The sequence below is a fragment of the Microvirga sp. BF8 genome (assembly GCF_059888585.1).
Window position 1 is genome coordinate 2,911,439 of the sequence record NZ_CM187619.1, and the last position, 25,673, is coordinate 2,937,111.

General features: G+C 64.4%; 25 protein-coding genes and 1 pseudogene. 10 read left to right on the forward strand and 16 right to left on the reverse strand.

The window, feature by feature from the left end; translation table 11 throughout:
* Nucleotides 1–23: 23 nt before the first annotated feature.
* The 5 genes from AC522E_RS13850 to AC522E_RS13870 all read right to left on the reverse strand — a co-directional run bounded on the left by AC522E_RS13850 (nt 24) and on the right by AC522E_RS13870 (nt 7,901).
* Nucleotides 24–1,766, reverse strand: coding sequence for an ABC transporter permease (locus tag AC522E_RS13850; RefSeq protein ID WP_500746842.1), 1,743 nt, complete (start codon nt 1,764–1,766; stop codon nt 24–26).
* A gap of 85 nt (nt 1,767–1,851) precedes the next feature.
* Nucleotides 1,852–3,177 carry an ABC transporter substrate-binding protein gene (locus AC522E_RS13855; protein ID WP_500746843.1) on the reverse strand — a complete coding sequence of 442 codons (1,326 nt, stop codon included), beginning with the start codon at nt 3,175–3,177 and terminating at the stop codon, nt 1,852–1,854.
* 181 nt (nt 3,178–3,358) lie between these two features.
* Nucleotides 3,359–4,708, reverse strand: a complete 1,350-nt coding sequence (locus tag AC522E_RS13860) for a sigma-54-dependent transcriptional regulator (protein WP_500746844.1) — start codon at nt 4,706–4,708, stop codon at nt 3,359–3,361.
* Nucleotides 4,705–6,612: an ATP-binding protein gene (locus AC522E_RS13865; protein WP_500746845.1), complete on the reverse strand. Its 1,908-nt coding sequence runs from the start codon at nt 6,610–6,612 to the stop codon at nt 4,705–4,707. Before AC522E_RS13865 ends, AC522E_RS13860 begins: the two co-directional genes overlap by 4 nt.
* A complete protein-coding gene (locus AC522E_RS13870) occupies nt 6,609–7,901 on the reverse strand; it encodes an ABC transporter substrate-binding protein (RefSeq protein ID WP_500746846.1) in 1,293 nt (430 codons plus the stop codon). Before AC522E_RS13870 ends, AC522E_RS13865 begins: the two co-directional genes overlap by 4 nt.
* Nucleotides 7,902–8,127: 226 nt before the next feature.
* Between AC522E_RS13870 and AC522E_RS13875 the strand changes: the two are divergent.
* Nucleotides 8,128–8,271 (forward strand): annotated as a pseudogene (locus AC522E_RS13875) (IS6 family transposase); the annotation flags it as partial.
* A 21-nt stretch (nt 8,272–8,292) separates the two neighbouring features.
* On the opposite strand, the gene AC522E_RS13880 reads toward AC522E_RS13875, so the two are convergent.
* The 5 genes from AC522E_RS13880 to dctP all read right to left on the reverse strand — a co-directional run bounded on the left by AC522E_RS13880 (nt 8,293) and on the right by dctP (nt 13,454).
* On the reverse strand, nt 8,293–9,198 hold the full coding sequence (locus AC522E_RS13880; protein ID WP_500746847.1) for a hydroxymethylglutaryl-CoA lyase: 906 nt from the start codon (nt 9,196–9,198) through the stop codon (nt 8,293–8,295).
* Nucleotides 9,199–10,488, reverse strand: coding sequence for a hydroxymethylglutaryl-CoA reductase, degradative (locus tag AC522E_RS13885; protein ID WP_500746848.1), 1,290 nt, complete (start codon nt 10,486–10,488; stop codon nt 9,199–9,201).
* An 18-nt stretch (nt 10,489–10,506) separates the two neighbouring features.
* The gene (locus AC522E_RS13890; RefSeq protein WP_500746849.1) at nt 10,507–11,820 is read right to left on the reverse strand and encodes a TRAP transporter large permease; all 1,314 of its coding nucleotides are present in this window, start codon (nt 11,818–11,820) and stop codon (nt 10,507–10,509) included.
* On the reverse strand, nt 11,817–12,341 hold the full coding sequence (locus AC522E_RS13895) for a TRAP transporter small permease subunit (protein WP_500746850.1): 525 nt from the start codon (nt 12,339–12,341) through the stop codon (nt 11,817–11,819). Before AC522E_RS13895 ends, AC522E_RS13890 begins: the two co-directional genes overlap by 4 nt.
* A gap of 69 nt (nt 12,342–12,410) precedes the next feature.
* On the reverse strand, nt 12,411–13,454 hold the full coding sequence (gene dctP / locus AC522E_RS13900; RefSeq protein WP_500746851.1) for a TRAP transporter substrate-binding protein DctP: 1,044 nt from the start codon (nt 13,452–13,454) through the stop codon (nt 12,411–12,413).
* 170 nt (nt 13,455–13,624) lie between these two features.
* On the opposite strand from dctP, the gene AC522E_RS13905 reads away from it, so the two are divergent.
* Both AC522E_RS13905 and AC522E_RS13910 read left to right on the forward strand, forming a co-directional pair.
* On the forward strand, nt 13,625–15,007 hold the full coding sequence (locus AC522E_RS13905; RefSeq protein WP_500746852.1) for an aminotransferase-like domain-containing protein: 1,383 nt from the start codon (nt 13,625–13,627) through the stop codon (nt 15,005–15,007).
* A gap of 744 nt (nt 15,008–15,751) precedes the next feature.
* Nucleotides 15,752–16,153 (forward strand): DoxX family protein, encoded by a 402-nt coding sequence (locus AC522E_RS13910; protein WP_500746853.1) that lies wholly within the window; start codon nt 15,752–15,754, stop codon nt 16,151–16,153.
* Nucleotides 16,154–16,206: 53 nt separating this feature from the next.
* Here AC522E_RS13910 and AC522E_RS13915 read toward each other — a convergent pair whose 3' ends face one another.
* Nucleotides 16,207–16,908 (reverse strand): hypothetical protein, encoded by a 702-nt coding sequence (locus AC522E_RS13915; RefSeq protein ID WP_500746854.1) that lies wholly within the window; start codon nt 16,906–16,908, stop codon nt 16,207–16,209.
* Between the two features lie 43 nt (nt 16,909–16,951).
* Nucleotides 16,952–17,272: a PepSY domain-containing protein gene (locus tag AC522E_RS13920; RefSeq protein ID WP_500746855.1), complete on the reverse strand. Its 321-nt coding sequence runs from the start codon at nt 17,270–17,272 to the stop codon at nt 16,952–16,954.
* Nucleotides 17,273–17,478: 206 nt separating this feature from the next.
* Between AC522E_RS13920 and AC522E_RS13925 the strand changes: the two genes are divergently transcribed.
* Complete coding sequence (locus tag AC522E_RS13925; RefSeq protein WP_500746856.1) at nt 17,479–17,763, forward strand: hypothetical protein; 285 nt, start codon at nt 17,479–17,481, stop codon at nt 17,761–17,763.
* Between the two features lie 61 nt (nt 17,764–17,824).
* Here the strand turns inward: AC522E_RS13925 and AC522E_RS13930 are convergent, their stop codons facing one another.
* Nucleotides 17,825–18,433, reverse strand: a complete 609-nt coding sequence (locus AC522E_RS13930) for a biotin transporter BioY (RefSeq protein ID WP_500746857.1) — start codon at nt 18,431–18,433, stop codon at nt 17,825–17,827.
* A 130-nt stretch (nt 18,434–18,563) separates the two neighbouring features.
* Between AC522E_RS13930 and AC522E_RS13935 the strand changes: the two genes are divergently transcribed.
* A complete protein-coding gene (locus AC522E_RS13935) occupies nt 18,564–19,475 on the forward strand; it encodes an MBL fold metallo-hydrolase (RefSeq protein ID WP_500746858.1) in 912 nt (303 codons plus the stop codon).
* Nucleotides 19,476–19,481: 6 nt separating this feature from the next.
* Here AC522E_RS13935 and AC522E_RS13940 read toward each other — a convergent pair whose 3' ends face one another.
* Entirely contained in the window at nt 19,482–20,261 is a 780-nt protein-coding gene (locus AC522E_RS13940) for a DUF1499 domain-containing protein (RefSeq protein WP_500746859.1), read from the reverse strand.
* Between the two features lie 243 nt (nt 20,262–20,504).
* Between AC522E_RS13940 and AC522E_RS13945 the strand changes: the two genes are divergently transcribed.
* The 4 genes from AC522E_RS13945 (at nt 20,505) to AC522E_RS13960 (ending at nt 22,557) form a co-directional block, all read left to right on the forward strand.
* Nucleotides 20,505–20,870, forward strand: a complete 366-nt coding sequence (locus AC522E_RS13945) for an ArsR/SmtB family transcription factor (protein ID WP_500750696.1) — start codon at nt 20,505–20,507, stop codon at nt 20,868–20,870.
* The gene (locus AC522E_RS13950) at nt 20,867–21,400 is read left to right on the forward strand and encodes an SRPBCC family protein (RefSeq protein WP_500746860.1); all 534 of its coding nucleotides are present in this window, start codon (nt 20,867–20,869) and stop codon (nt 21,398–21,400) included. Before AC522E_RS13945 ends, AC522E_RS13950 begins: the two co-directional genes overlap by 4 nt.
* A gap of 300 nt (nt 21,401–21,700) precedes the next feature.
* On the forward strand, nt 21,701–22,192 hold the full coding sequence (locus AC522E_RS13955; RefSeq protein ID WP_500746861.1) for a MarR family winged helix-turn-helix transcriptional regulator: 492 nt from the start codon (nt 21,701–21,703) through the stop codon (nt 22,190–22,192).
* A 167-nt stretch (nt 22,193–22,359) separates the two neighbouring features.
* Nucleotides 22,360–22,557 (forward strand): hypothetical protein, encoded by a 198-nt coding sequence (locus AC522E_RS13960; protein WP_500746862.1) that lies wholly within the window; start codon nt 22,360–22,362, stop codon nt 22,555–22,557.
* A gap of 48 nt (nt 22,558–22,605) precedes the next feature.
* Here AC522E_RS13960 and AC522E_RS13965 read toward each other — a convergent pair whose 3' ends face one another.
* Nucleotides 22,606–23,193 carry a L,D-transpeptidase gene (locus AC522E_RS13965; protein WP_500746863.1) on the reverse strand — a complete coding sequence of 196 codons (588 nt, stop codon included), beginning with the start codon at nt 23,191–23,193 and terminating at the stop codon, nt 22,606–22,608.
* A 206-nt stretch (nt 23,194–23,399) separates the two neighbouring features.
* On the opposite strand from AC522E_RS13965, the gene AC522E_RS13970 reads away from it, so the two are divergent.
* Nucleotides 23,400–24,341 carry a histone deacetylase family protein gene (locus tag AC522E_RS13970; protein WP_500746864.1) on the forward strand — a complete coding sequence of 314 codons (942 nt, stop codon included), beginning with the start codon at nt 23,400–23,402 and terminating at the stop codon, nt 24,339–24,341.
* On the opposite strand, the gene AC522E_RS13975 is transcribed toward AC522E_RS13970, so the two are convergent.
* Nucleotides 24,338–25,654: a polysaccharide biosynthesis protein gene (locus tag AC522E_RS13975; RefSeq protein ID WP_500746865.1), complete on the reverse strand. Its 1,317-nt coding sequence runs from the start codon at nt 25,652–25,654 to the stop codon at nt 24,338–24,340. The two genes, AC522E_RS13970 and AC522E_RS13975, sit on opposite strands and share 4 nt — an antisense overlap.
* Between the last annotated feature and the right edge of the window lie 19 nt (nt 25,655–25,673).

Consider the following 25,673-nt stretch of genomic DNA (forward strand, 5'->3'; position numbering starts at 1 on the left):
GTTTCCTCGTTCTCATGACGCCGTCAGTGTCCGGCCGTCTTGGCCTTCTGGCTTTTCTCGATGATCAGATGGGACGCGAAGGTGCACAGGGCGACGAGCAGGACCGCGATGACGCCCAGCGCGGCCCCGGGCCCCCGCCCGGCCGCCGACTGCATGAACACGTAGAGCCCGTAGGCGAGCGGCGCATCCGCGTTCGACTGGACGAGCATCAGTGTTGCGGAGAGCTCCACGGCCGCCGTCGCGAAGCTCGTGACGAAGCCGGCCAGGATGCCGCCAGTCATCAAGGGCAGGACGATCCGCCGGATCGTGCGTGTCTTCGTAGCACCGAGATTCTCCGCTGCCTCCTCAAGCGAGACTGAGATCTGCTGTAGGGCCGCATAGCAGGCGCGCAAGGCATAGGGCAGGCGCCGGATCGCGAGGGCCAGCACGATCGTGACCCATAGGGCCGCCAGCGGTGTGCCATCGGGAAGCTGCACACCGTAGAAGGTACGCAGATAGCCGATGCCGAGCACCACGCCTGGGATCGCCAAAGCGGCAGTCGCCGCCCAGTCGAGCCATTCCCGGCCGAAGAGTCGAGTTCTCAGCACGAGGTAGGCGATGGCGGTGCCGAGGACGACGTCGATCAGCCCCGCCAGGGATGCATAGATGAAGGTGTTCTTCACGTACACGAAGCTCTCGCCGAACACGCGCCCGTAATGGGCTAGGGTGAAGCCGTCCGGCAGCGGGCTGAAGGACCAGATGGTCGCGAACGAGAGGAGCAGCAACCCGATATGGGGCGCCAGGACCAGCAGCAGGATGATCAGAACCGCCGCATAGGCGAGTAGGCTCTCCCAGGGGCGCATCTGGCGTTTCGCCAGACCGCCGCCACCGCGCTGCACGGTGGCATAGTCCTTGCCGCGCATGGCGCGCGCCGAGATCCACATGGCGAGGATCGACATGCAGATGAGCACGACCGAGATCACGTACCCCATCGGGTCTGCAATGCCGATCGACGTGACGCGCAGATAGGCCTGCGGCGCCAGCATGTCCTTGACGTTCAGGAGCAGAGGCGTCGCGAGATCGTCGAACACCTTCACGAAGACCAGTGACGCGCCGGCGATGTAGCCCGGCATGGCGAGCGGAAAGACGATGCGGCGGAACAGCCGAAAGCCCGAGCTGCCGAGATTCTGCGCCGCCTCCTCCATGGACCGGTCGATGTTGCGCAGGGCCGCCGAGAGGTTGATCAGAATGAACGGGAAATAATGAACGGCCTGGACGAAGATGACGCCGTTCAGCCCTTCCATGAAGGGAATCTTGAAGCCGAACCAGTCGTCGAGGAGGAGGTTAACGGTGCCGTTACGCCCGAACAGGAGCAGCATCGCGACGGCGCCGACGAAGGGCGGCATGATCAGCGGCAGAAAGCCCAGTGTCTGGATGATCATGGCGCCGCGGAACTTGAAGCGAGTCGTGATGTAGGCAAGCGGCAGCGCAATGATGGACGCGACGACGACCGACATCGCGGACGCATAGAACGAGTTCCAGAACGAGCGGATGAACAGGTCCGTCCGGGCGAAGTCCAGGAAATTGACGAGGGTGAACACGCCGGTCCCCTTCTCGGTGAAGGCGACGTAGATCACCGTTCCGACCGGGATGACGAGGAACAGGATGAGGAAGGCGGCGATTCCGAGCGCAAGAGCGATCTGCCCCGGCGTCGCCGATGTCCTGAAGAAATGCCTGTGAGACGCGGACGGCGCATGCGCGCGTCCGGCCGTCGTGGCGCCGGCCATGAACGCTCTCCTAAATCCGATAAGGGGGATGCTGCGGGCGGCTCGCCGCGGCGAGCCGCCCAAGGGTCCGATCAAGCAGGTTGGATCAGCGTGCGAGCTTCAGCGCCTGCTCGGCCTTGGCCTGGGCCTGCTGGTAATGCTCCTTGGCGAAAGAGGCCCATTGCTGCTCGAACTCGGCCTGGCGCGCGCCCTTCTGCTTGCCGCCCGTGAAGGCGCCGGCGATCTCGGGTGAGGAGGCCTGCTGCTCGGTAATCGGCGTGGCGGCCACGAGGTCGCGCGCCTCCTTCACGAGAGCCTTGGCGTCGGCATTGTCCTTCTTGGCGAGGGCCGCCTCGGCGTCCTGGATCGCCTTGGTGGCCGCCTTGAGGGCGTCCAGTTGGAATGTGACGGTCTGGTCATAGAGAACGTCGACGACATTGGTGCGCTTCTCCGACACGTCGACGTCGAACTTCACCCGGGCGCCGAGGGACGGATCCTTGAAGGGATTGGGATAATCTGCTGGAGCCTTGGCGTAGACGGCCGGGTTGACCGGCAGACGGCGGATGCTCGGCTCGAGCAGCACTTCCTGTCCGGCGGGCGAAACCAGGTAATCGACGAAGGCCTCGGCCCCTGCCTTGTTCGGCGCGTTGGCGATCACCGCGACATTCGCCGGCACGATGGTCGTGATGGTCGGATAGACGAACTTCACGGGGAAGCCCGAGGCCTGGGACGAGAAGGCGAAGAAGTCGATCACGATGCCGAAACCGACCTGTCCCGAATTAACCGCCTCCGGCACGCCGAAGGACCGTTCCGTGATCTGGCTGAAGTTGCCGGACATTTCCTTCAGGGTCCGCCAGCCCTTGTCCCAGCCCTCGCCCTGAAGGATTGTCTCCACGGTCAGGTGGGTCGTGCCGGAACGGGACGGCGCCGCCATGGCGACATGGTCGTGGTAGACGGGTTTGGCGAGGTCCTGCCAGTCCTTGGGCTCAGGCAGCTTGTTGGCCTTGGCGTAGCGGTCGTTCCACATGATGCCGTAGCCCGACGCCGCGAAGCCCGCATAGAAATTTTCCGGATCGTTGATCGGATAGGAGCCGATCTTGTCCGGAATGCCCTCCGCTTTCGGCTTGTACTTCTGCAGCAGGCTTTTGCCCTTGAGAACCTCGAAGGCGTCCGGTGCCGAGGCCCAGAAGACGTCGACCTGATTGTTGGCTTTCGTCTCCTCGACGAATTTCACGCCCGCATTGGTGTTCCGGTTCTGCACGTCCAGGGTCACGCCTGGATGCGCTTTCTCGAAAGCCTGCTTGAACGGGTCGGTCACGTCCTTCGAGAATGAGGTCACGACAGTGACCTTGCCGGACTGGGCGAAGGCAGTTCCCGTGAACAGGGCAGCACCGACGATAAGCGCCGCGGCAGCGGCAGAATGGCGAAGCATCAGTTTCCTCCAGCGTGATGGCTGTATGTTGGGTCCGCTCGAAGGCGGCCGCCGATGCTTCTTGCAAGAACCGTGCCAGCTCGCTTTTCCGATCACCCGGGGATGCTGGTATCCCTCCGACCTGACGGGAGGAGGGAAAGAACCGTAACGTCGACCCGCCGGATGGGTCAGAACCGTAACATCACTCCTTGAGTTCGCCCGCGCGGCCGAGATCATATTTGCGCATCTTCAGGTAGAGTGTCTTGCGCGTGATCCCGAGCGCCTCGGCAGTGGCACCGATGCGCCCTCCCAGGCGCGCGAGGGTCTCGTCGAGCACGCGCCGCTCCGCAATCTCCATCTGCTGGTCGAGGGTCAGCATCTCGCGGGAACCGGCTTCGGCCTGTGGCGCGTCATCGTCGTCCAGGCCGAGGAGATACCGCTCAGCGGCGTTGCGCAGTTCGCGCACGTTCCCGGGCCAGTCCTGCTGTTCGAGCCTTTCCTGGGAGGAGGGATCAAGCGTGGGGACCGCCCTGCCCTGGCGCGCAGCCGCAAGCACCAGGAAGTGGCGGAAGAGCAGAGGCACGTCGTCCCGCCGCTCGCGGAGCGGCGGCAGGCGGACCGTGACGACATTCAGCCGGTAGACCAGGTCCTCGCGGAAGGCGCCTTTGGCGGCAAGCGCGGCAAGGTCCGCCTTCGTGGCTGCGATAACGCGGATGTCGACTGGGATCTCCTTGTTGGACCCGAGGCGCTCGATAGTCCTTTCCTGGAGCACCCGCAGCAGCCGGATCTGCGCGGTCATGGGCATGGACTCGATCTCGTCGAGGAAGAGCGTACCACCGCTCGCATGCTCGATCTTGCCGATCCGCCGTTCGCGGGCGCCCGTGAAGGCGCCGGGCTCGTGGCCGAACAATTCGCTTTCGATCATGGTCTCGGGCATGGCGCCACAATTGACGGCCACGAATCTCCCCTTTCGGCGGCGGCCGAAATCGTGGAGGGCGCGGGCCGCGACCTCCTTGCCGGTGCCCGTCTCGCCAAGGAGAAGGACATCGGTCTCGGCCTCCGCGAGTGTCCGCAGGTTTCGCCGCAGGCGCTCGATGGCGGCGGAGCGGCCCACAAGTCGGCCCGCAAAGGGGTCCTGGTCGGCCACGCTGGCCTTGAGGGCCCGGTTCTCCAGGATGAGGCTGCGATGGGAGAAGGCCCGCCGGACAGTCTCGACGAGCCGGACAGGATCCGCCGGCTTTTCAAGGAAGTCCCAGGCGCCCGCCCGCACGGCCTTGATGGCCATCGGCACATCGCCGTGGCCCGTTAAGAGGATGACGGGAATCTCACGATCGACCGCCTGGACAGCCTCGAGGAAATCGAAGCCGTCCTTCCCGGGCATGCGTACGTCGCTCACGACGACGGCTGGAAGATCGGGCGACAGGATGCCCAGCCCTGCCTCGGCGGACGCGAACGCCGTTACGTCGAAGCCGTCGAGCTCCAGCGTCTGCCGGTAGGCGTCGCGCACCTCCGCGTCGTCGTCGACGAGAACGACGCTGGGCTGGAGGCTCATGACGGATCTGCCGCCGTCAGTTCGATCACGAAGGTCGTTCCGTCTCGTCCGGTCTTCGCCAAAATCAAATCCCCTCCAAAGTCCTTCGCGATGTTGTATGACATGGACAGGCCGAGGCCGAGTCCCAGGCCGGCCGGCTTTGTAGTAAAGAAGGGGTCGAAGACCGCCCCCCGGTGACGATCCTCGATGCCCGGCCCGTTATCCGCAACCGTCAGGCTGACCCGATGTCCTCCCGTTCGCGCGGCGATTTCGATGCGCCGGTCCTTGCGCCCGTCGAGGGCGTCGAGGGCATTCGACAGGAGATTGACCACGACCTGCTCCAGTCGGACCTCCTCTGCCCGCACCGCGAGGGGCGCATCCGGAAAACTCACGCGTACATCGACCTGCTCCTCCGCGAGGCGCTGCTCGAACAGGGTCAGGGCGCCCTCGACCGTCGCGCGCAGGTCAACCCTGTCGAGAGCATCGGCCGGACGGCGGGCGAACCGCTTGAGGTGCCTGATCAGCTCGGCCATCCGGGCCGTCAGCTGCTGGATGCGGTCGAGGCTCGTCCTTGCGTCGTCCGTGCGGCCGCGTTCGAGCAGGACCGCGCCGTTGTGGGCATGGGAGCGGATCGCCGCAAGGGGCTGGTTGAGCTCGTGGCTGATCCCGGCCGCCATCTGTCCGAGGGCCGCGAGCTTGGCGGCCTGGACCAGATCGTCCCGGGTCTGCCGGAACACCGTCAGCGCCCGGGCCAGATCCCCGAGTTCGTCGTCCGTCGGCGGGGGTAGGACCGGCATGGACGGACCGCTCGCGATCGTCGTCGCCGCCACGGTCAATCCACGCAGCCGCACGACGAGACCGCGCCGCACATAGAACCAGCCGACCAGGATCGTGATTCCCAAGGAGGCGACCGCGATGGCGAAGAGGAGATTGCGGCCGACCACGATGGCATTGGCTGAACGCTCCGCCGCGCGCCGCGCGATGGCCTCCGTCCGGCTGACCTCCTGGGAGATGAGCGCGCCGAGCTGGGTGACAAGTCTTCTGTTGTCAGCAAGGAGGCCCTGGGCCTCGGCGATGGCCTCGAGCTCCGCCCGCTTCAGGGCCGCAAGCCCGGTCTTCGGATCGGAGACCGCCAGCAGGCGCGCGGCGATCTGGCTGATCGTGATCGTGTCGGTCCAGCTGACGAGCGCCTTCGTCTCGACGTCCAGCTGATCCGCCATCTCGCCGATGAAATTGCTCGTCTCCTGAAGGTCCTCGATGGTCGGGACCGTCGCGAGCCGCCCCAGCAGGCCCACGATGAGATTGGCCTGTGCGTTGATGGCCAGAAGAGCCTCGCTCTTGCGGCTTTCCTCCCGCAGGGTCCGGCGCCCGGCCTCGGCAGCTTCGCCTGGCGCGACACGGCCGATCGCCGATTCGATGTTGAAGCGTGCATCGTCGATGAGCGGATCGACCTCCTCGATCAGGTCGGCCTGGAGCCACCGCAGCTCCTCGCTGATCTCCCGCGAGCGTTCGTGCAGGGGGAAGCGCCTATCCGCGACCCGGTCGATGGTGTCGAGGTTGGTCTTGATCGCCTCCGTCACGACGAGGAGCTCGGGCGACAGCGACCCGTTGTCGTTCCGCTCGTTGAGGACGGACCTGAGAGCCGTGAGGCGCTCAACAAGGGTCCCGCGGATGCGGTTGTACGCCTCCTGTCGCTCGGCGACGGCAAGGTCCGGCGTGCTCGCGATCACGTTGGCGCCCGCCTCTGCGAGGCGCGCTGAGAAGGACAGAGCGGGCAAATGAGCCTTCGCGACGGAGTTCAGCTCCTCACTGAGTCGAGCATAGGACAGCCAACCCACGACGCAGGCGCCGACCGCAAGCCCGCCCACGCCCAGAAAGGCGATCGTGAGACGTCCCCCGATGCCCAGTCTCCTGCGGTGGATCATGGCCGGCCGGCCTCCGGCAGGCGCTTTGCCTGCTTGCCGGCGGCATCGAGCCTAAGTGCGGCCTCGGACAAGGCCTTTGCAGCCCGCCGCATGTTCTCTTCGATTCCCTCTTTGATCCGGGTCTCGAGCTGGATCTGCGGCTCCGGCCTCGGCAGGCCTCGCGGCACCCTGATCAGACCCTTCCAGCGCTCCCGATCCATGGCCTCGTCCCGGCCGAGAGGCGGCCGCGTCAGGGCGGCCCTGGCCTCGCTCACCAGGCGGGCGACCTGCGTGTCGGCCCGCTCGGTCAGCGCGGTTTCCAGCGTCCGAACCGAGCGCCACAGCCGCCCGAGCTCGGCCCTTCGGAAGGTGATCGCCTCGTCGAAGATGATGTTCACGAGTTCGTAGCGCGCAGCCGAGAGGCTTGCGTCGAACAGGCTCTTGGCGAAAAGCCCGTCACGGGTGAAGGGCTGGCCCTCCGCCGCCTCGTCTGCCGGATAGGCGGCGGGCGAGATCGGCAGCCGGGCGACGGCCGGATCGCGCAGGAGGGCCTGTCCTTCAGGCGACAGCACGAAATCGACGAAGCCCTCGGCCCCTTCGCGATTCTCCGCATCGGCCAGAATCGCGATGCTCGCAGGCACGAATAGCGTCTCCTCGGGAAGGATGAACCGGGTCGCTCCTGCGGGAACGTTCTCCGGATTGGCCAGGAAGTCGATGGAGGGGCCGATTCCAAAACGGCCCCGGGCCACCCCTGCCGACACGCCGAAACTACGGGCCGTCACCGTGGCAAGATTGCCGCCAATCTCAGACCATATGCCCCAGCCGTGCTCCCATCCATAAACCTGGAGGATGGCCTCAACCATGAGATGCATGGTGCCCGACCGGGACGGAGAGCTGATGCCGATATGCCCGGCATAGATCGGCGCCGTCAGTTCGCTCCAGCCCCTCGGCACTGGCAACCCTCTCTCGTTGAGGTAATGCGGGTTGTAGACGAAGCCGTAGCCCGAGAGCGCGAAGCCGAGATAGGTCAGATCCGGATCGTTCACCGGATACCCGGCAATGAGATCCGGTGCCCCTGTTGAGCGGGGTGTCAGCCGGGCGAGGCGCCCGGCGCTCTTCAGGATCTCGAAGGCGTCTGGCGCCGAGGCCCAGAAGATGTCCACCTTGCGCCTCTCGCCGAGGAGGTCGGCGACCGCGGCCGTGGTCTTACGCTGCACGAATTCGAGCGTGATCGACGGTCGGCGCCGTCCGAAGGCGGTCCGGAACGGCTCGAAGAACTGTGGCGGGAACGACGTAAGGATGCGCACCACGTGCGCTTTTTCACCTGCGATGCCAGCCGCCGTCGACAGGACCAAATGGACGAATATTACAGTAAAACAAACAGAGACAGTACGAAGCATGTAGTGATGCTGCCACTCGGATCGGGCTGCATCATAGGCCCGAGATAGACTAGACGATCAAGTGCCTCTCTGAGCCGGTCCGATGATACGTCCTGGCATCACCTTGTGATGAACAGGGAAAGGAACCCGCCATGGCGACCTGACAACCGCGAAACGGTTCCTGCGCATGGCGCCCAAGCGGCATGGTCGACCTGAGCGGATCGCAATTGACGGCAGTCAGACGAACCGCGAAGTGAACTTGTCCTGTGATTTTGAAGACCGGCCCCAGGAGAGATCGCGGAGCGCCTTCGCTTCACTGCATTCACAGTTTCATGCCGTGGGATCTTGCCGCAGCTACGCGGGACGCCTGGGAGCGACCAAGAACATTGCAGATCCAAATTCCGGTGCGGGCCAACCCGTCGAGATCAACGCCCGTGGTGAGGCCCTGCCCTTCCAGGAGATATACGACGTCTTCGGTCGCAACGTTGCCAGTTGCGCCTGGCGCATAGGGACATCCCCCAAGTCCCGCGACCGACGCATCGATCGAGCGAACCCCGAGTTCAAGCGCCGTCAGGACATTGGCGACGCCCATTCCATAGGTGTCATGGGCATGGATGGCGATGTTCTCGATTGGGATGCTCCCCATCACGGCCTTCACGAGTTCACGAACTTCGGCGGGACGCGCCACCCCGATGGTGTCGCCAAGCGCAATCTCGTCGCACCCCATTTCGGCGAGCTTGTCGGCGACCCGGACCACCGAGGCAACAGGCACCCTTCCTTCATAGGGGCAGCCGATTACGCAACTCACGTAACCACGCACGAAGCGCCCCGCTGCTTTCGCTTGCTCCACGACGGGTCGTATCCGCGCGAGGCCGTCGGCGATGCTACAATTTGTGTTGCGTTGAGAGAACGTGTCAGACGCCGCCGTGAACACCGCGACCGACCCGACTGGGCTGGCCAAAGCTGCCTTGAGCCCGGTCTCGTTTGGAACCAGAGCCATGACCTCCGCCCCCTCCGGGGGAGCGAGCGCGGCGATCACGGCTGCGCTGTCCGCCATCCGCGGCACCCACCGGGGTGACACGAATGCCCCGGCCTCGATGTGGCGCAGGCCCGCATCGAACAGGCGCTTGATCAGCTCGACCTTGATGTCTGTGGACGGATGGGAGGGCTCGTTCTGAAGCCCATCCCGGGGACCAACCTCTACGAGACGAACTCGATCCGACATCATTCAGACCTTGCGGATCTTCGCGAGTTCCGCTTCTGCCGCGTCGATCCTCACGGTTCCCGAAGTGACGAGCGCTTTCGCAACAGCATCGATCTCTGGACCGGTAGCTCCGGCCATGATCGCGACATTCTGCGCATGGAGCGCCATATGGCCTTTCTGGATTCCGGTTGTGGCGAGCGCACGCAAGGCTGAGAAGTTTTGGGCGAGACCAACAGCCGCAATGATCCGTGCGAGCTCCTCCGCCGTTCGGACACCCAGAATGGACAGGCACGTCCGGGCGACAGGGTGCACCTTCGTTGCGCCGCCGATCAGTCCGACCGCCATGGGCATCTCGAGAACTCCGACCAGATGCCCTTCAGCGGACTTCTCCCAGCGAGTCAGGCTGCCGTAGCGTCCGTTCCGAGCTGCGTATGCATGCGACCCAGCCTCGACAGCGCGGGTGTCATTGCCCGTTGCGAGAACGACGGCCGAAACCCCGTTCATGATGCCCTTGTTATGTGTGGCCGCACGATAAGGATCGGCATCGGCGAAGTGATAGGCACTGAGCATCCCATCCCGGACCTCCTCGCCGCCGATCGCCTCCAAGGGCCACATGGCCCGGGCACGGGCGACGCGCCGGTCGGCCAAGTTCGACAGGATACGAAGGAAGACCTTGCCTCCCGTCCAGGCTTCGATGCTCGGCGCGAGCTTCTCGGCCATGGTGTTGACGGCGTTCGCCCCCATCGCGTCGCGGGTGTCGACGATGAGGTGAGTAATGACCATGGGACCCCCACGGCTCTCGACCACTCGTACCTCGAGGTCCCGAAACCCGCCCCCGAACTTCACGAGGACCGGATCGCAGGCGTCGCAGATCGCCTTGATCTCGTCCTTCCGCTCCAGGATCTTGATACGGGCGCTCTCCGGATCACTCACGCCGACAAGCTGCACCTGGGCGATCATCAATGCTCCAGACATGGAGGTCGTGAAGCCCCCAGCGTCGTAGCATTGCTTCGCTGCATTACAGACTGCGGCGACGACGGAGGATTCCTCCGTGGCCATCGGGATCAGGATATCCTTGCCGTCGATCCGCATATTGGTGGCGACGCCGATCGGGATCGTCATGGTGCCGACGACGTTCTCGATCATGTGGTCCGCGATATGGGGATCGAGGTTTCCGGTGTTCGTCAGCAGCTCAACGGCCTTGTCATCAAGGCCGCAGAATTCGGCGACGACTTTCAGACGGTCGGGAGTCGGGAGCTTATGGAAACCCGAGATGCGCGAGGATTGAACAGAGGTGTTCGGCAGGTCAGCCATGGTTAACTCCAGCTCTTCTTATTGATCCATGATGCGAGGAAGAATCGTCATAAGGCCCGGGAAGGCCATCGCGATCGCCAGACCCAGGGTCTGGAGCGCCCAGAAGGGAAGAATTCCGCGGTAGACCACGCCCATGTTCAGCTGCGGAGGCAGCGTGCCCTTCATGTAGAACAGGGTGTAGCCGAAAGGCGGCGAGATGTAGCCCATCTGGATCGTGATCGCGAACAGCACGCCAAACCAGATCTCGTCGAAGCCCAGGAGCCTGACGATCGGGATGAAGACCGGGACCGTGAGGAGAATGATTCCGATTTCGTCAAGAACCGTACCAAGGAAAACCAGGAGCGCCATCATCACGAGCAGGATGACGTAGGGCGCTACATCCAGGGTCTTAATGAAGTTCAGGAGCGCATCCGCGCCGCCAAGACCTGTGAAAATCGCCACATAGGCCTTCGCGCCGATCGTGATCCAGAGGATCATCGCCGTCGCCTTGAGCGTGTCGAAGCCTGCGCCCCAGAGGGAGTCGAAGGTGAGGCGGCGCTCGATCGCCGCGGCTATGCAAGCGCCGAGGACGCCGACCGCGGCCGCCTCTGTCGGTGTGGCGATGCCGAAGAAAATCGAGCCGAGAATGAGCACGATGAGCATCGTCGGCAGGATCAGCGACGTGAGCGCCCCCAGCCGCACAGAAAGCGGGGCCGGCTTGAAGTTGTCCGGGAGGGGAGCGGCCTTCGGATTGAGCCAGGACACCAGCAGGATGTAGGCGATGTAGAGCGCAGCGAGCATGACACCGGGTACGATGCCCGCAATCAGCATCTTGCCGATCGACACCTGTGCCGTCACCGCATAGACGATCGTCAAGACAGACGGTGGGATCAGGATTCCCAGAGTACCAGAGGCGCAAATCGTGCCAGTCGCGAGTGCTGGGTCATAGCGGCGGCGCAGCATCTCCGGCAGGGCGAGCATGCCCATCGCGGTGACCGCTGCGCCAACCACTCCCGTCATGGCAGCCATGACAACCGAGATCACGACCGTCCCAATTGCAAGTCCACCCCGCAACCGCCCGAACCACAGCTCCATCGCTCTGTAAAGCTTCTCGATCACGCCGGAGCGGGACAGGATGCCTGCCATGAGGATGTAGAGCGGGATGCCGAGTAGCGCCTCCGACCGCATTGTATCGAAGATCTGGAGGACGATGATCACCACCGCGTCGGCGTTCCATAGGGCTACGGTGACCAGGAGCGAAAGCCCACCGAGAACGAAGGCGATGGGTAGCCCGGTGAGCATGAAGAGCATCAGGCCACCGAACATGAGAACGAGGATTGCGGAGGAGTTCATAGGCCGGTCTCCGCCGCGGCAACATCGGCCTCGCCGGTGATCGTCATCAAGAACTCGGCAAGGGCCTGGGCGAAGAGAAGGACTAGCGCGATCGGAACGGCTGCCTTTGTCCACCAGATCGGCGGATTCCAGGCGGAGAAGGACGTCTCACGATAAAGGAAGGATTCGACGGACACGGGAACCGTGTAGCAAAGCAGTATCGCACAGAACGCCATAATGATCGGCAAGTTCACGAGATCCACGATACGCCTTGCGTTGGGGCTGAGACGCTGATGGAGAAGATCCATGGAGACATGCCCCCGCAGGTGCAGCACGTATGGACCGCCCAGCAGGAAGTATGGGCCAAACAGGAGCGTGGCGAGTTCCATTCCCCAGACCGTCGGGCTGTGGAAGAAGTAGCGCATCGTCACCTCGATCAGCATGACCGCGACGACGATAAAGATGAGAGACACGGCGAGGTTGAAGGCCGCCCGGTTGACGGCCGTTACCGCGCCTGCAAAGGCTGCGACGGGCGATGGCACGAGCCACTCCTGCAACGGATCGAGATGGAGGACGGGCGCCGGCGAAGCCGACGCCCGGATACAGGCCTCTTAGAGAATGCCCTGCTTCTTCATGTACGCCATCTGGCTGTCCAGAACCTTCTTGGCGAGCGCATTGTCTTTCGTCGCGGCCTTCCAGGCGTCGACTGCCTTGGCCCGATTTTCCTGGATATCAGCAGGGTCGAGATTATGGATCGTGACACCCTTCTCACGATATTTCGCGAGGACGGCGGCGTCCTGTTGTTTATTGTGCTCGCGCAGATCTCTGGAGACTTCTTTCGCAGCGTCCTCGAGAGCCTTCTTGAATTCCGCAGGCAGACGCTCGTAGGCGGCGCGGTTGGCAACGTAACTCGTCGCGGTCGTTGGCTGATGAACGCCCGGCAGGACGAGGTGCTTTGCCACCTCGGCGAGTCCAGCCTCGTAGTTTGCAGTCAGGTCGCCGCGATCGGCGATGTCGACCACACCCTTATCCAGAGCTGTATAGACCTCGGCCGTTGGAAGCGGAGCCACACTGACGCCGAAGGCGCCCATCACCGTCGATGCCAGGCCGACAAAGCGACCCTTCTTGCCCGCGAGATCCGAGATTTTGGTGATCGGCACCTTAGAATGGATCGGCTCCTGGCCATAAACCGTGGGTGCGATATAGACGAGACCTGCGGATCCATAGGCCTCCTTGGCCAGTTGGAGCCCTCCTCCTTCGTAGAACCAAGCCTCATACTGCTCGGGCTCCAGGAAGCCAAACGGAACCGAGCTGGTAAAGGCAAAAGCTGGGATCTTGCCGGCCTCATATCCGTCGAAGGTCTTCATGAGCTGGAAGGCGCCGCCGCGCACGGCATCGAACATCTGAGCGGCAGGGACGATCTGGCCGGCGGCAAACAGCTCAATTTTGAAGCGGCCATTCGTTAATTCACCCACGCGCCGCACGAATTGTTCTTCGAACTTCTGGGGAGTGGTCCCCGGATCCCAAAGCGCCTGCATACGCCACGTCACCGCTTCCTGGGCAAGAGACGACGTCGCAAGGCCGAGGCCCATCACGATACCCGTGATTCCGGCAGTCAGCACCTTACAGGCATTCCGACGATCTATAGAGGTCATGGCGTTCTCCCTTTTTCTTGGAATGGGGCATTCACATTGTCATTCTTGTTGCGATAATCGTCCACGACAGGATGGGACACTTCAAGGGACAGTTTGCCGACTTTATCGCCCATACTGTCCCACGTTTATGTCTCGCACGATGCACCACGACTGCACAAAGGTGACAGGCCATGAGTCGAGTGAACGGCATTGTTGAGAGCATCATTCATCTCGTCGACAGTGATATCCTCAAGCCCGGGCAGCGCGTGTCATCCGTGCGAGCCGGTGGAATCGAGTACGGCGTCTCCAAGAACACGATGGCGGAGGCATACGACCGCCTCGTTGCAATGGGTTACCTGACTGCAAGGCAGGGCTCCGGTTACTACGTTGCGCATGCAAGAAGGCTGTCGACAACGGAGCGGCCGTCCCATGTGGTCGAGGCGATCGACTTTGTGTCTCTCCTGGAGGAGCAACTTGTTCAGAGCTACGCCGTCAGGGTTGGAGATGGCCGCCCGCCGGCCTCATGGACGGAGCGGTTCGAGTTGGGTCCCTCCGCCCGGTACCTGAACGTGTTCGGAGGCGAGAGCGAGCATGGATACGGGACCCCCCAGGGATTTGTCCCTCTCAGGGAGCGTGTGGCGCTGGCTCTTGCCGAACGTTCGATCAAGGCCTCTCTCGACCAGATTATCCTAACGCATGGCGCAAATCATGCTCTCGATCTCATCGCACGACGTCTTCTTCAGCCGGGGGACACGGCGCTGGTCGATGATCCTGGCTATTACCCACTGTTTGCGAAACTGAGACTCTTGGGTGTCAAATTTGTAGGGGTCCGCCGCCTCAGGGATGGTCCGGACCTCGACGACCTCGCGGCGAAAGCCGCCACCTACAGGCCGAAGGCGTTCTTCACCCAGTCACTGGCGCATAATCCAACAGGCGGCTCGATTACACTGCCCGTTGCACACCGCCTGCTTCAAGTCGCCGAAACCCATGGCTTTCGTATCGTGGAGGACGATCCCTTCGCGGACATCCTTCCGCCGTTCAGCGCGCGCCTTGCAGCCCTGGATCAGCTCGGTCGGGTCATTTACGTAGGCACCTTCTCGAAGACCCTGTCGGCAAGCCTCCGGGTCGGATACATCGCGGCCGAACCGGCCCTTGCGAAGACGATCTGCGATCTGAAGATGGTAACGATTACGAGCACGTCCGAGTACGTCGAGAAAATCGTCTATAACATCATCGCCAGCGGCCAGTACCAACGTCACTTGCGACGTCTCAAAGCTCGCGTCGCGACGGCAATGGAGTTGGCAATCGCCCGTCTTGAGGAGGTCGGCATCGAAGTATCCATGGTCCCGAACGGAGGATACTACATCTGGGGACAATTGCCGCCCGGGATCGACGAGCGCGAGCTCGCAAAGAAGGCTGCCGAGCAGGGAATATTCGTCGCGCCCGGATCGCTCTTCACCCCTGAGAAGGCAAGTCCAGTCCCGATGATGCGCATCAATATCGCCTATGCTGACGACAGCCGCTTTCTCAAATTCATGCGACACTACCTGTCCCTACAGCGGCCTGCGACTTAGACGAGACGGCTGTGTTGCAGGAACAAGGCGCAGCGAACCTAACCAAAACGCCTTTTCATGCGGCATGGCCGAAGAGCTGATCCACGAAACGGACTTCGCCTGTCGCGCCGGATTGCCTTCGGATACGAGGTCGCTCATCGTCTTCAGAGCCTTGTGCAGAAAGCGATGGGCCGCCCGAGTGTCTCGTCGGTTCTGGACGCATCGGAAGATGATGGAGGGGGCAACCGCCATACCGCGCTCGGAGATCATGTCGACCAGAGCGCGGCGCGTCGTTCGTGTCCTGAGCGATGAGTGCGTCAGTCTTGCTGAGATCGCGCTCTTGGGAGGCCGCAACGTCGCTGGCCTCGGTAACGTAATCGAACTGCCGCTCGATCCTGGCGATCTCCTTGTGCACGGCATCCTCCTTGCGCCCGGTGAGGGCATCCGACGCGACCCGACGGGCATCGCGAGGAGATCTGAGATGTCATGGACAGAGGGTCACCCCCGCCGTGGCCGCGGCGGTATTTCGATGGTCACGAGCTCACCGGTCTTGGGGTCGAGGATGGTCATGGCTTACTCCTGTACGCGTCGTGCAGGGAGAACGCGCCGGGGCGCCCAAAGATCGAGGCCCGTTCCCATCGTGGTAAGCAATTCGTTACCGGAAGAACCCGGTCCAGGTCTGGCCGAGGGGAATTTCAGTCCGTAAACGGACGAGCGCACAACATTTGTTGGCTTTTTCCCTTCCCTCATCGGAGACATGAATTGATGAACACGGCTGACCTCAAGACGGTTTGGGCCCCTCGCCTCCTGAGCATCCTGCGCATCGTTGCGGCGCTGATCTTCATGGCTCATGGAACCCAGAAGCTGCTCGGCTTCCCGGCCTCGCCCAATCCCGCCCCGGCGATGATGACCCTTCCGTGGATCGCCGGCCTGCTCGAAATCGTCGGCGGCGCACTTCTCACCCTCGGCCTGTTCACGCGCCCGGTCGCCTTCATCCTCTCCGGGCAGATGGCTGTCGCCTACTGGATGGCACACGCGCCGCGCAGCTTCTTTCCGGTACAGAACGGCGGCGATGCCGCCATCCTGTACTGCTTCGTCTTCCTCTATCTCGTGGCGGCAGGCGGTGGCCTGTGGAGCCTCGACAATCTGAGGCGGAAGGCTGCCTGATTTGCGAAGAGGCGAGGAGGCCGCCTGCGCCTCCTCGCCAGTGGCCACTGGTGTCAGGACTGGCCGGCTCCGCGTTCCTTCAGAAGCCGTACCCGCTCATCTTCCATCTCGACGTCGGTCCGTGGCCCGTCCGTGTCATCGAGCGGATTCGGCATCAGGTCCGTCGTCAGCCCCGTCGTGGTGGAGGCGGCAGCGCCGATGGGCGGCGCGTGTCCCTCCCAGCCATCGGCGCGCCACGCGCTCTCGCGCTCCTCGATATCGACCCGGCCCTCGTCATCCAGGATGTCGATGACCCGGCCCATTTCCGCTTCGTCGATGCGTACCGTGACCAGGGCCCCGCCCCGTCGGATGCCCTCGGCATAGACATGGGCCTCCTCTTCGTTGACGCCGGCATCTACCAGGGCACCGGCGAGCCCGCCCACCGCCGCACCTGCGCCCGCACCGACGAGAGTCGAGACCAGCCATCCCGCCGCCACGACGGGCCCCAGTCCCGGAATGGCGAGCATGCCGAGCCCCGCGAGCAGACCCGCCCCTCCCCCCGCGAGGGTGCCGATCGCCGCGCCGGCTCGCGCCGCGTCGTTCCCGTCCTCCTCCAAGTCGAACGTGCGGGACGCATGCTGGGAATAGGCGTTGTTCGCATTGCTCGCGACGAGGCTGATATCCTCGTGGGGAATGCCGGCCGCCTCGAGGCGGGAAATGGCACGCGCCGCACCGTCGTAATTGTCGTAGAAAGCGGTAATCGTATTTCGAGCCATCAAAGTCCTCCTTGAAATTGCGTGTGCGGCAGGCCGCGCGGTCCTATTTCCATGCGATGTTGCCGCGGTAATCGAGCATGACTTCGACGCTCCGGCCCTCCCGCTGCGCCATGCCGTGCCAGATGCCCTGATCGTCCTTCTGAAGCCCGGACACATTGGCGAATCCTTGTGATTCGATACGGGAGCGCGCCTGTCCCTCCGTGAAGCTGTTGGCACCCGGAACCACCCTGCCGGCACCCTCGGGTCCGCTCTTCGGCTTGATGTCGGCCGGGGTGCTCGCATCCGGGCCACGGCCCGCATTGGTCTGCGCGACGGCCGCATTGCTCAGCAGGACAGCTGCCGCAACGGCGAGGAGAAGGCGCATGGAAGGGACCTTTCTGTTGAGTTTCCATGGGGCCTAATGTGCGACAGGTTCGCCGGTTCCGCGCCAGACGGTCACGGTTCGGGGATTCAGGCTCAGTGAAGGCGTCGCTATGGCTGCGCTTGCGTGCCGCCTTTTCCTTCGGTACTGCGGCGGCTACACAGGACCCAGCAAAAGCGCCGCAACAAGGCGTATCGGGGGCGACCGACATGCGTCACATCCATCTCGACAATGGCCTGCGGCTTCGGTTTCCCGGCCGGTGTGAGGAATTCGACCAGGGTGTCGAGATCGGCATGCTGGCGGTGCTGATGGATTCGCAGCTCGAGCAGTTCAGCCGGCGAATCGCTCGGGGCAATGTCGATCAGGTCCGGGCCATCGCGAAGCAGATGGGCTATCACGTGGTCGAGGATCAGGAGGCCGGCGAGTTCGTCGAACTGAGCTTCCGGCACAGTTCCTGCCGGCCCCAGCTCAAGGTGGTGCATTCGGCCGGCTGAAGGGTTTGCCCAACAAAAAAAGCCGCCCGAAGGCGGCTTTTCGTGTCGTCCCGAATAAGGCTCAGGCCCGGCGTGTGATGGACCATGCGGCCTGCATCAGTGCTGCGGCGAGCGCCGTCTTCACCACGGTCGCGGCAACGAAGGGCGCTGCGCCCACGGTCCACGCCTTCGCGAACGGCATCATCGCCGAGAGCCATCCGAGACCGACGGCGAAGATCACCGCGTGGCCGATGGCCATCATGACGACGACGCGGGCGAGCGAACGGTCCCAGCCCCGCTCGGCCATGGCGCCCATCACCAGGGCAGCGGCCAGGAAGCCGAACAGGAAGCCGCCCGTGGGGCTCGCGAAATAGCCGATTCCGGCCGGCAGAGGGGGCGTGTTGGCGAAGACGGGCATACCCATCGCGCCCTCAGCGAGATAGAGCGCCACCGTGGCGCCGCCGAGACGCCAGCCATAGGAGGCGCCGATGAGCAGGACCACCATCGTCTGCATGGTCATCGGGACGTAGGGCAGAGGCACCTGCACCTTTGCAGAAATCGTCAGCAGCGCCGAGCCCGCGACCATCAGCACCATGGCGCGTAGGGCGGCGAAGGGGGCATCGTCACGGGAAGGCCAGAGCAGGCCGACGAGAGTGGACGGCGAGGCAAGGGGCGTAGCGCCAGTCGACATCAGGAGATCTCCAGATCCAATATCCGCCATTCGCAGGCGGTTCGGGAGGCCTTATAGGTGGGACGGGCGAACGTCTCAAGCGGCAGACATTCCTCTCATCCCCGGCAGCCTGACAGATGCGAGACCAGCCATGGCGGACGACCTCACCTTCGACACCACCCCTCCCGCACGGGCCGGCGAATGCCTGCGGCTGAGCCCTCTCGTGCGCCGGGTCGTCGCCGGGAACTCGGGGCCCATCACCTTCACCGGCACCTGCACCTACGTTGTCGGCTGCGGCCAGGTCGCGATCATCGATCCCGGCCCCGACCTGCCGGAGCATGTCGAGGCACTGCTCGAAGCGGTGCGTGGTGAAACCGTGACCCATGTGCTCGTCACCCATACCCACAAGGACCATTCTCCGGCGGCCAGGGCCATCGTGGCGGCGACGGGAGCGAGGCTGGTGGGCTGCGGGCCCCATCGCAGCGCCCGCGCACTCGGTGCCGAAGAGGTCAACCTCCTGGAGGCAAGCTCCGACAGGGAGTACGCACCGGACGAGGAAATGCGCGAGGGCGACCAGGTCTCGGGCCAAGGTTGGAGCCTGACGGCGGTCGAGACGCCGGGCCACATGGCGAACCACCTGGCCTTCTTCCTGCCAGAGGAAAACGTCCTCTTCTCCGGCGATCACGTGATGGCCTGGTCGACCACCGTTATCGCCCCGCCGGACGGATCCATGAGCGACTTCATGGCGTCCCTGGAAAAGCTCCGCTGCCGTGGCGACGATCTCTACTGGCCGGGCCATGGCGGACCCGTCCGCGAGCCGCAGCGCTTCGTGCGCGCCCTCGCCCACCACCGCCGCCAGCGGGAAATCTCGATTCTCAACCGGCTTGCTGCCGGTGACCGAACCGTTCCTGCCATCGTGGCCGCCATCTATCAGGGGCTTAAGCCTGCGCTGATCGCGGCAGCAGGGCTGTCGGTCTTCGCCCATCTCGAGGATCTGGTGGCCCGCGGCACGGTCACGACCGATGGCCTGCCCTCCGTGGACGGCGAATACCGGCTCGCCTGATCCCGGTCAGTCGACCGCAAGCGCAAGGTTGGATGCTTCGTCCAGGAATGCGCGGACGCGCGCCGCGTTCGCACCGAGATCGTGCGTGCCCATCCGCGAGGCGGAGCGGATGTCGATCCGCGTCCCGTCGGCACGGGGCCGGATGCGCACAGTCACGTCATCCGGAAGCTTGAGGAGGAATGTCCGGGCCACCGCCTCCAGGCGTCCCGTACCCATGCGACCGCCCGGGGGAACCGCCTCGATGACCTGCCAGCCGAGATTTTGCGCCGCCTTCTGCACCACCTGGAAAGCCTCCTCGGGCCCGAGATCGAGGGTTAACGGCGCGATGCGGGTATAAGCCTCGCGCTGTGCTTCCCGATCGCTTGGGGACACGTCCGGAGGAACGCGGCCGCCCCTCGCCTCGAGGGCCGCCCGGGAGCGCGAGAAAGCCGGTGGATCATCCGTATCGGTGGCGATGTCCTTGATCGGCGGCAATGTCACCGCCTTCACGGCCATCCAGGAGGGGTAGGCCAGTACCAGGACGCCGAGGAAGAGGCCTCGAACCGCGTAACCGAGGCCGCGACGGCCCTCCTGCCAGATCCGGATGAAGGCGACGAAGGAGAGCCCGACCGCAACCAGCGCCACCGCGAGGCCGGCGCCCAGGGCCGCGAACCCGGACGGGTAGTCGATCAAGCCGAAGCGGATCAGCCCCACGGCCATGACCGTGACGGCCACGGAGAACCACGCGACCGTCGGCGACCATTTTGCCGGTCGTGAATAAGGTTCTTCGATGATGAGATGGCGCATCAGAACGTCTTACAAATCTCTTCGAGCGCGCGCCACTCCCGATCTGGCGGAGGCGGCCGGCCGGCTTACGCCGGGACAAGCCGCCCGGGCGCCTCGGGACGCTGGGCGGAGACAGGATGGGTCGGGAGAAATGCGGGACGCCTGCTTTCGTTCCGTCGGCGTCATGACGCCGCCCGTAAGCCGCCGCATCGACATTCAACCAATCGGTTGACTATCGAAAATGACCTGCTTATATTCAACTGCATGGTTGAATATGAAACACCCCAGCTGGATACCGTCTTTCACGCCCTCGGCGACGCGACCCGTCGGCGGATGCTTCGCGACCTCGCGGGCGGCGAACGCACGGTCAGTCAACTTGCAGAACCCTTCGCGATCTCGCTCGCGGCTGCTTCCAAGCACATCAAGGCGCTGGAAAACGCCGGACTAATCCGTCGCGAAGTCCGGGGCCGCACCCATCTGTGCCGGCTCGACCCCGGACCGCTCGCCAGTGCCCACCATTGGCTGAGCACCTATGAACGCTTCTGGACCGATCGTCTGGATGTGCTCGAGCGGCTCCTCCGCGAGGAGGACGCCCGCAAAAACCCCGCCCCTAAAGGAGACGACCGATGACAGACCTTGTGACCGTGGAAGCCTATGGCGTACTGACCGAACCTGCCACATTGACGATCCAGCGGCTTCTGCCCGGCCCCATCGAGCGTGTCTGGGCGTATCTGACCGACAGTGACCTGCGTCGCCAGTGGCTGGCGGCCGGCGAGATGGAGATGAAGGTCGGCGCTCCCGTCGAGCTGGTCTGGCGCAACGACGAGTTGACCGACCCGCGCGGCCAGCGCCCGGCAGGCTTCTCCGAGGACCACAGGATGCAGAGCCGCATCACCGAACTCGATCCGCCCCGCAAACTCGCCATCACCTGGGGAAGCACCGGTGGCGTCTCCTTTGAACTGGAGCAGGCGGGCGACGGCGTCCTGCTCACCGTGATCCATCGCCGCCTGCCCGACCGCGCAACCATGCTGAACGTCAGTGCCGGCTGGCACATGCACCTCGACATCCTGGTCGCTCGCGCGACGGGCCAGGAGCCCGAGCCGTTCTGGGATGGCTGGAGCCGCCTGAAGAAGGAATACGACCGGCGGATGCCGGCCTGACCGAACCTGCCCTAAGCCCTGCCCGGACCGTCCGGGCGGGGCATCCGCAGGGCCGACCTGGGATGGGAAGGCAGGCGGGCGGCTTCGGCCTCTTCAACGCGGGAACGGGATGCCCGATCGGGTCGGATCGCGAGCATTGTTCTTAGGAACTTTATCAGGATATGTTATTGCGCTATTCCGCTCGTCGCGAGCTGGCAGCTCCGTCTGCGGCCGGCATCCCCGATCCGGACGATCGCCAGGGATGACGGCGCAAACGGTTTCGCTATAAACTATCCCAAACTCCGCGAGGAAACCGTGCCCTTGGCGTCTCCCTCTCCGACTCAGGCATTCGACCCGGCCGCCGACCCGTTCCGGGTCTGGTTCCGCTTCATCCGGCTGCACCGGCGCGCCACGAACACCATCGCCGCAGAGCTGAAGACGCTCGGGTTGTCGATTCCACAGTTCGACCTCCTGTCCACCCTCACAGAGCAAGAGGGACTGAGCCAGCAGGAACTGGCCGAACGCCTCTATGTGACGAAGGGGAATGTGTCGGGCCTGCTCGACCGCATGGTGGAGGCCGACCTCGTCGAACGCCGCGCCATTCCCGGAGACCGCAGGTCCAACGCCCTGTATCTCACCGAGAAGGGCCGCGAGCTCGCGGAGCGCGGCATCGCTGCGCAGAGGACCTACGTGAAGACCACTCTCGGGACGCTTCCGCCGGAGGATCTCGCCGACCTCGAACGGATCGTTCTCGCCTGGCGCGAGCGGGCCCGGGCCGCGGAGGATGAGACCCTCGCCCGGCTTCGCCGCTGACTGACCACCCGCCGCCTGCCTGCAACGTTGTTAATCCGGGATTAAGGTTGCTCCAGGCATTTGCCGCCAAGCCAGCAAATGATCACGAGACTGCCCCGAATCGGCCCCGAGACTCCTGATCATGCAAGCAGGCTATGGAACAGCCTGTTTTCCTTGGGAGGAATTTCGTGACGAACCAAATCGCCCAGCGCGACAGCCAACCGCATCCTCGCGCGGCCCAGACCGAACGCCAGCAACAGCCCGCCTTCAAGCCGGTCGCCCTGCCCGCACTCGCCGCTGCCGTGCATGCGGCAGGCCTTCGCTCCCAGCCGAGCCGGCAGCACGACCTGCCTGCGATTCTTCGCAAGGAAGCGATGACGGACTGAGATCGGATCGCGGGACGGAGGAAGGAGCGCCCCTGGCGCTCCCCTGGCTCAGCGGACGATGACCTTCGCGTTCACATCGACCCGGTTGTAGAGGTCGACCACGTCGATATTGCGCATGCGGATGCAGCCGGACGAGACGGCACGGCCGATCTTCTCCGGTTCATTCGTGCCGTGGATGCGGTAGAGCGTGTCCTTGTTCCCTTCGAACAGGTAGAGCGCACGGGCGCCGAGGGGGTTCTCCGGGCCGCCCTTCGTGAAGCGGACATGCGGCCAGCGGGCCTTCATTTCCGCAGGCGGGTTCCAATCCGGCCATTCCGCCTTGCGAGCGATACGAGAGGTTCCCGTCCAGCCATAGGCCTCGTCGCCGACCGCGACGCCGTAACGGATCACCTTCTTGCCTGGCAGCACGTAGTAGAGGAAACGCTCCTTGGTATCCACCACGACGGTTCCAGGCGCTTCGCCCGTCGGGTCGTCCATCAGGTAGCGCCCGTACCGCAGATCTTCCTCCGCTTTCGGGACCAGCGCCATCCATTCGGTGTCGCGGGACGAGACTTGCGGATCGGGAACACCCTTGAACGTGCACCCGGCGAGAGCCGTCGTGGCCGCGAACAGGAGAGACAGGCTGGAAAGGCGCATGGTCAAAGCTCTTACCCGGCTTCAGGAGCCGTTTGGATAAACGTAGCGGGTTGGGAAAAGTCCCATACCCCTTTGGGGCGATTCGCCCACCATGCCACGGCTTTTGCGGCAAGGGTGTTGCATCGCAACAACATAGACACGCGCTCTTCGGGCTGCGACAGTGGAACGGCCGATTTCCAGTGCCATCCAGAGTTTCTCCGTCCCGCATGTCCACGCTCTACATCACGCATCCGGCCGCTCTCAATCACCAGACCCCGCTGGGGCACCCCGAAAGGCCGGAGCGCATCCGCGCCATCGAAGGCGTGCTGGAAAAGGAGCGGTTCGCGTCCCTCATCCGCGAACAGGCGCCGATGGCCGAGGTCGACATGCTGACCCTCGCTCATCCCGAACACCACGTGGTCGCTATCCGCGACATCGCTCCCCGCGAGGGCCTTGTCCGCATCGACGAGGACACAGTGATGTCACCGGGCACCTACGAGGCGGCGCTCCGCAGCGCCGGCGGCGCGGTCCTCGCCGTGGACGAGGTCATGACCGGGACGGCCAGCAACGCCTTCGTCGCCATGCGCCCGCCAGGACATCATGCCGAGCGGACACGGGCCATGGGGTTCTGCTTCTTCAACAATGCGGCCATCGCCGCCCGCCATGCCCAGCGCCGGCACGGCGCGGACCGGGTCGCGATTTTCGATTGGGACGTGCATCACGGCAATGGCACGCAGGACATCTTCTGGCGCGATCCGACAGTGCTGTACTGCTCGACCCATGAATCTCCGCTCTATCCGGGGACGGGGGCAGCCTCCGAACAGGGCGAGCACGGCACCATCGTCAATGTGCCGCTCGCGACCGGCAGCGACGGCGCGGTGTTCCGGGAGGCGCTCGAGGCCGTCATCCTGCCGCGCATCGCCACCTTCGCGCCGGACCTGATCGTGATCTCGGCCGGATTCGACGCCCATTGGCGCGATCCTCTTGCGGGTCTCAACCTCACCGAGACCGATTTCGCCTGGGCGACCCGGAGGATGATGGACCTCGCCGACCGCTTCTGCGGCGGGCGGCTCGTGTCGGTGCTCGAGGGCGGCTACGACCTCGAAGGTCTCTCCAAATCGACCGCAGCGCATATGGATGCGCTGATGGGCCGGGAGGTGGCCACCTAGGCGGCCGCCTCCCGCATTCGCGCCGGGGCGATCTCGCGGGTCAGAAGAGACAGCGTGCGAAGAAGTTCGCCGAGCGCCACGGCCCGCGCGGCCGAAGCGACGGCGAGAGTGACGAGCGCGCCCTCGGGATGCCCCCAAAGAGCGAACAGGGCGGCCACGCCGCTGCCGAGGAGCGCCATCGCCTGGATGGCCGCCAGCCGCCTCTGCTGAGGGAAGAGCGAGCAGGACTCGTTCAGGGGCGCTGCCAAAGCGAGAAACATGTGGAATGCCGCCACCGCAGGCACGATGTCGGCCAGGTTCGCGAGCTTCGTGCCGGCGAGGAACGGATCGGCGAGGACCAGCGCGCCGGCGAGCGCCATGAACCCGAGAGCCACGGGGACGATCAGGATCATCATCAGCCGGCGCCCGAACAGGACGTTCCGCCCCTCTCCCGACGGGCGCAGCCGGTGCAGGAAAATCGGGGTCATGGTGGCCGCGACGATCTGAGTCGGAACGTCGAACATGCGGTAGGCCAGCGCCACATGACCGGCCAAATCGGTATCGGCGGAGAGTGGCAGGATCAGCAGCGGCGACAGGATGAAGGCGAGCGCGCAGAACGTGCTCGGCAGGTTGTAGAACGGCAGGTTCCGCCGCCGCACCGCCAGGTCGAGAAGGCCTCTCGCCGTCCAGCCGGTCCGGAGGATCGGGCCACGTCCGCGCCTGCGCCAGGCGAGATAGGCGACAGCCGTGGCATGGCCGACGATATCGGCCATCGCGAAGGCGACCGCGTCATTGCGGAGCCCCAGGACGAGGACCAAAAGGACGAGTGGCTGGCACACGGACTGCACCAGGGAGCCGCGACCGATACCCTTGAAATCCCCATCCCTCGTCGTCTGGGCAAAGCCGAGGCGAACCAGGCCCCGCATCAGCAGGGAAACCGGCAGAAGGCATGCGAGCACCGGCGACATGAGCCACCATTGCCCGACTGTCAGGGCGAGCACCGAGAGGACGAGCCATAGAGTCCCGCCGATTGCGGCGCACAGGCGGACGACCTCGTGAGCCTCGCCCTCCTCAGGGGCGGAGACGATCGCCGCGTCATAGCGCAGAAACAGCGACATCGCGCCCAGGGCCGCCAGGGTCTGGTAGACGCCGAACTCGGCGAAGGCCTGGATGTCGACGAGCCAGACCGACACGGCGAGGCTGACGACCGACATGCCCCGTGCCCCCACGAGCCGCAGGCCGAGAAGGCCGGCATCGCGCAGGGCGCGGCCCCACAGGACCTGCCGGAAGGTCTGCAAAATCGTCCGGCTCCAGAGAGTGGCCGTCGGCGGCATCCAGGCTCCTCGACCGGAG

Bases quoted from the DNA above. Each gene is read 5' to 3' on its own strand.
- AC522E_RS13850 (WP_500746842.1), bottom strand. From the start codon at position 1,766: ATGGCCGGCGCCACGACGGCCGGACGCGCGCATGCGCCGTCCGCGTCT.
- AC522E_RS13855 (WP_500746843.1), bottom strand. From the start codon at position 3,177: ATGCTTCGCCATTCTGCCGCTGCCGCGGCGCTTATCGTCGGTGCTGCC.
- AC522E_RS13860 (WP_500746844.1), bottom strand. From the start codon at position 4,708: ATGAGCCTCCAGCCCAGCGTCGTTCTCGTCGACGACGACGCGGAGGTG.
- AC522E_RS13865 (WP_500746845.1), bottom strand. From the start codon at position 6,612: ATGATCCACCGCAGGAGACTGGGCATCGGGGGACGTCTCACGATCGCC.
- AC522E_RS13880 (WP_500746847.1), bottom strand. From the start codon at position 9,198: ATGATGTCGGATCGAGTTCGTCTCGTAGAGGTTGGTCCCCGGGATGGG.
- AC522E_RS13885 (WP_500746848.1), bottom strand. From the start codon at position 10,488: ATGGCTGACCTGCCGAACACCTCTGTTCAATCCTCGCGCATCTCGGGT.
- AC522E_RS13890 (WP_500746849.1), bottom strand. From the start codon at position 11,820: ATGAACTCCTCCGCAATCCTCGTTCTCATGTTCGGTGGCCTGATGCTC.
- dctP (WP_500746851.1), bottom strand. From the start codon at position 13,454: ATGACCTCTATAGATCGTCGGAATGCCTGTAAGGTGCTGACTGCCGGA.
- AC522E_RS13905 (WP_500746852.1), top strand. From the start codon at position 13,625: ATGAGTCGAGTGAACGGCATTGTTGAGAGCATCATTCATCTCGTCGAC.
- AC522E_RS13910 (WP_500746853.1), top strand. From the start codon at position 15,752: ATGAACACGGCTGACCTCAAGACGGTTTGGGCCCCTCGCCTCCTGAGC.
- AC522E_RS13915 (WP_500746854.1), bottom strand. From the start codon at position 16,908: ATGGCTCGAAATACGATTACCGCTTTCTACGACAATTACGACGGTGCG.
- AC522E_RS13920 (WP_500746855.1), bottom strand. From the start codon at position 17,272: ATGCGCCTTCTCCTCGCCGTTGCGGCAGCTGTCCTGCTGAGCAATGCG.
- AC522E_RS13925 (WP_500746856.1), top strand. From the start codon at position 17,479: ATGCGTCACATCCATCTCGACAATGGCCTGCGGCTTCGGTTTCCCGGC.
- AC522E_RS13930 (WP_500746857.1), bottom strand. From the start codon at position 18,433: ATGTCGACTGGCGCTACGCCCCTTGCCTCGCCGTCCACTCTCGTCGGC.
- AC522E_RS13935 (WP_500746858.1), top strand. From the start codon at position 18,564: ATGGCGGACGACCTCACCTTCGACACCACCCCTCCCGCACGGGCCGGC.
- AC522E_RS13940 (WP_500746859.1), bottom strand. From the start codon at position 20,261: ATGCGCCATCTCATCATCGAAGAACCTTATTCACGACCGGCAAAATGG.
- AC522E_RS13945 (WP_500750696.1), top strand. From the start codon at position 20,505: ATGGTTGAATATGAAACACCCCAGCTGGATACCGTCTTTCACGCCCTC.
- AC522E_RS13950 (WP_500746860.1), top strand. From the start codon at position 20,867: ATGACAGACCTTGTGACCGTGGAAGCCTATGGCGTACTGACCGAACCT.
- AC522E_RS13965 (WP_500746863.1), bottom strand. From the start codon at position 23,193: ATGCGCCTTTCCAGCCTGTCTCTCCTGTTCGCGGCCACGACGGCTCTC.
- AC522E_RS13970 (WP_500746864.1), top strand. From the start codon at position 23,400: ATGTCCACGCTCTACATCACGCATCCGGCCGCTCTCAATCACCAGACC.
- AC522E_RS13975 (WP_500746865.1), bottom strand. From the start codon at position 25,654: ATGCCGCCGACGGCCACTCTCTGGAGCCGGACGATTTTGCAGACCTTC.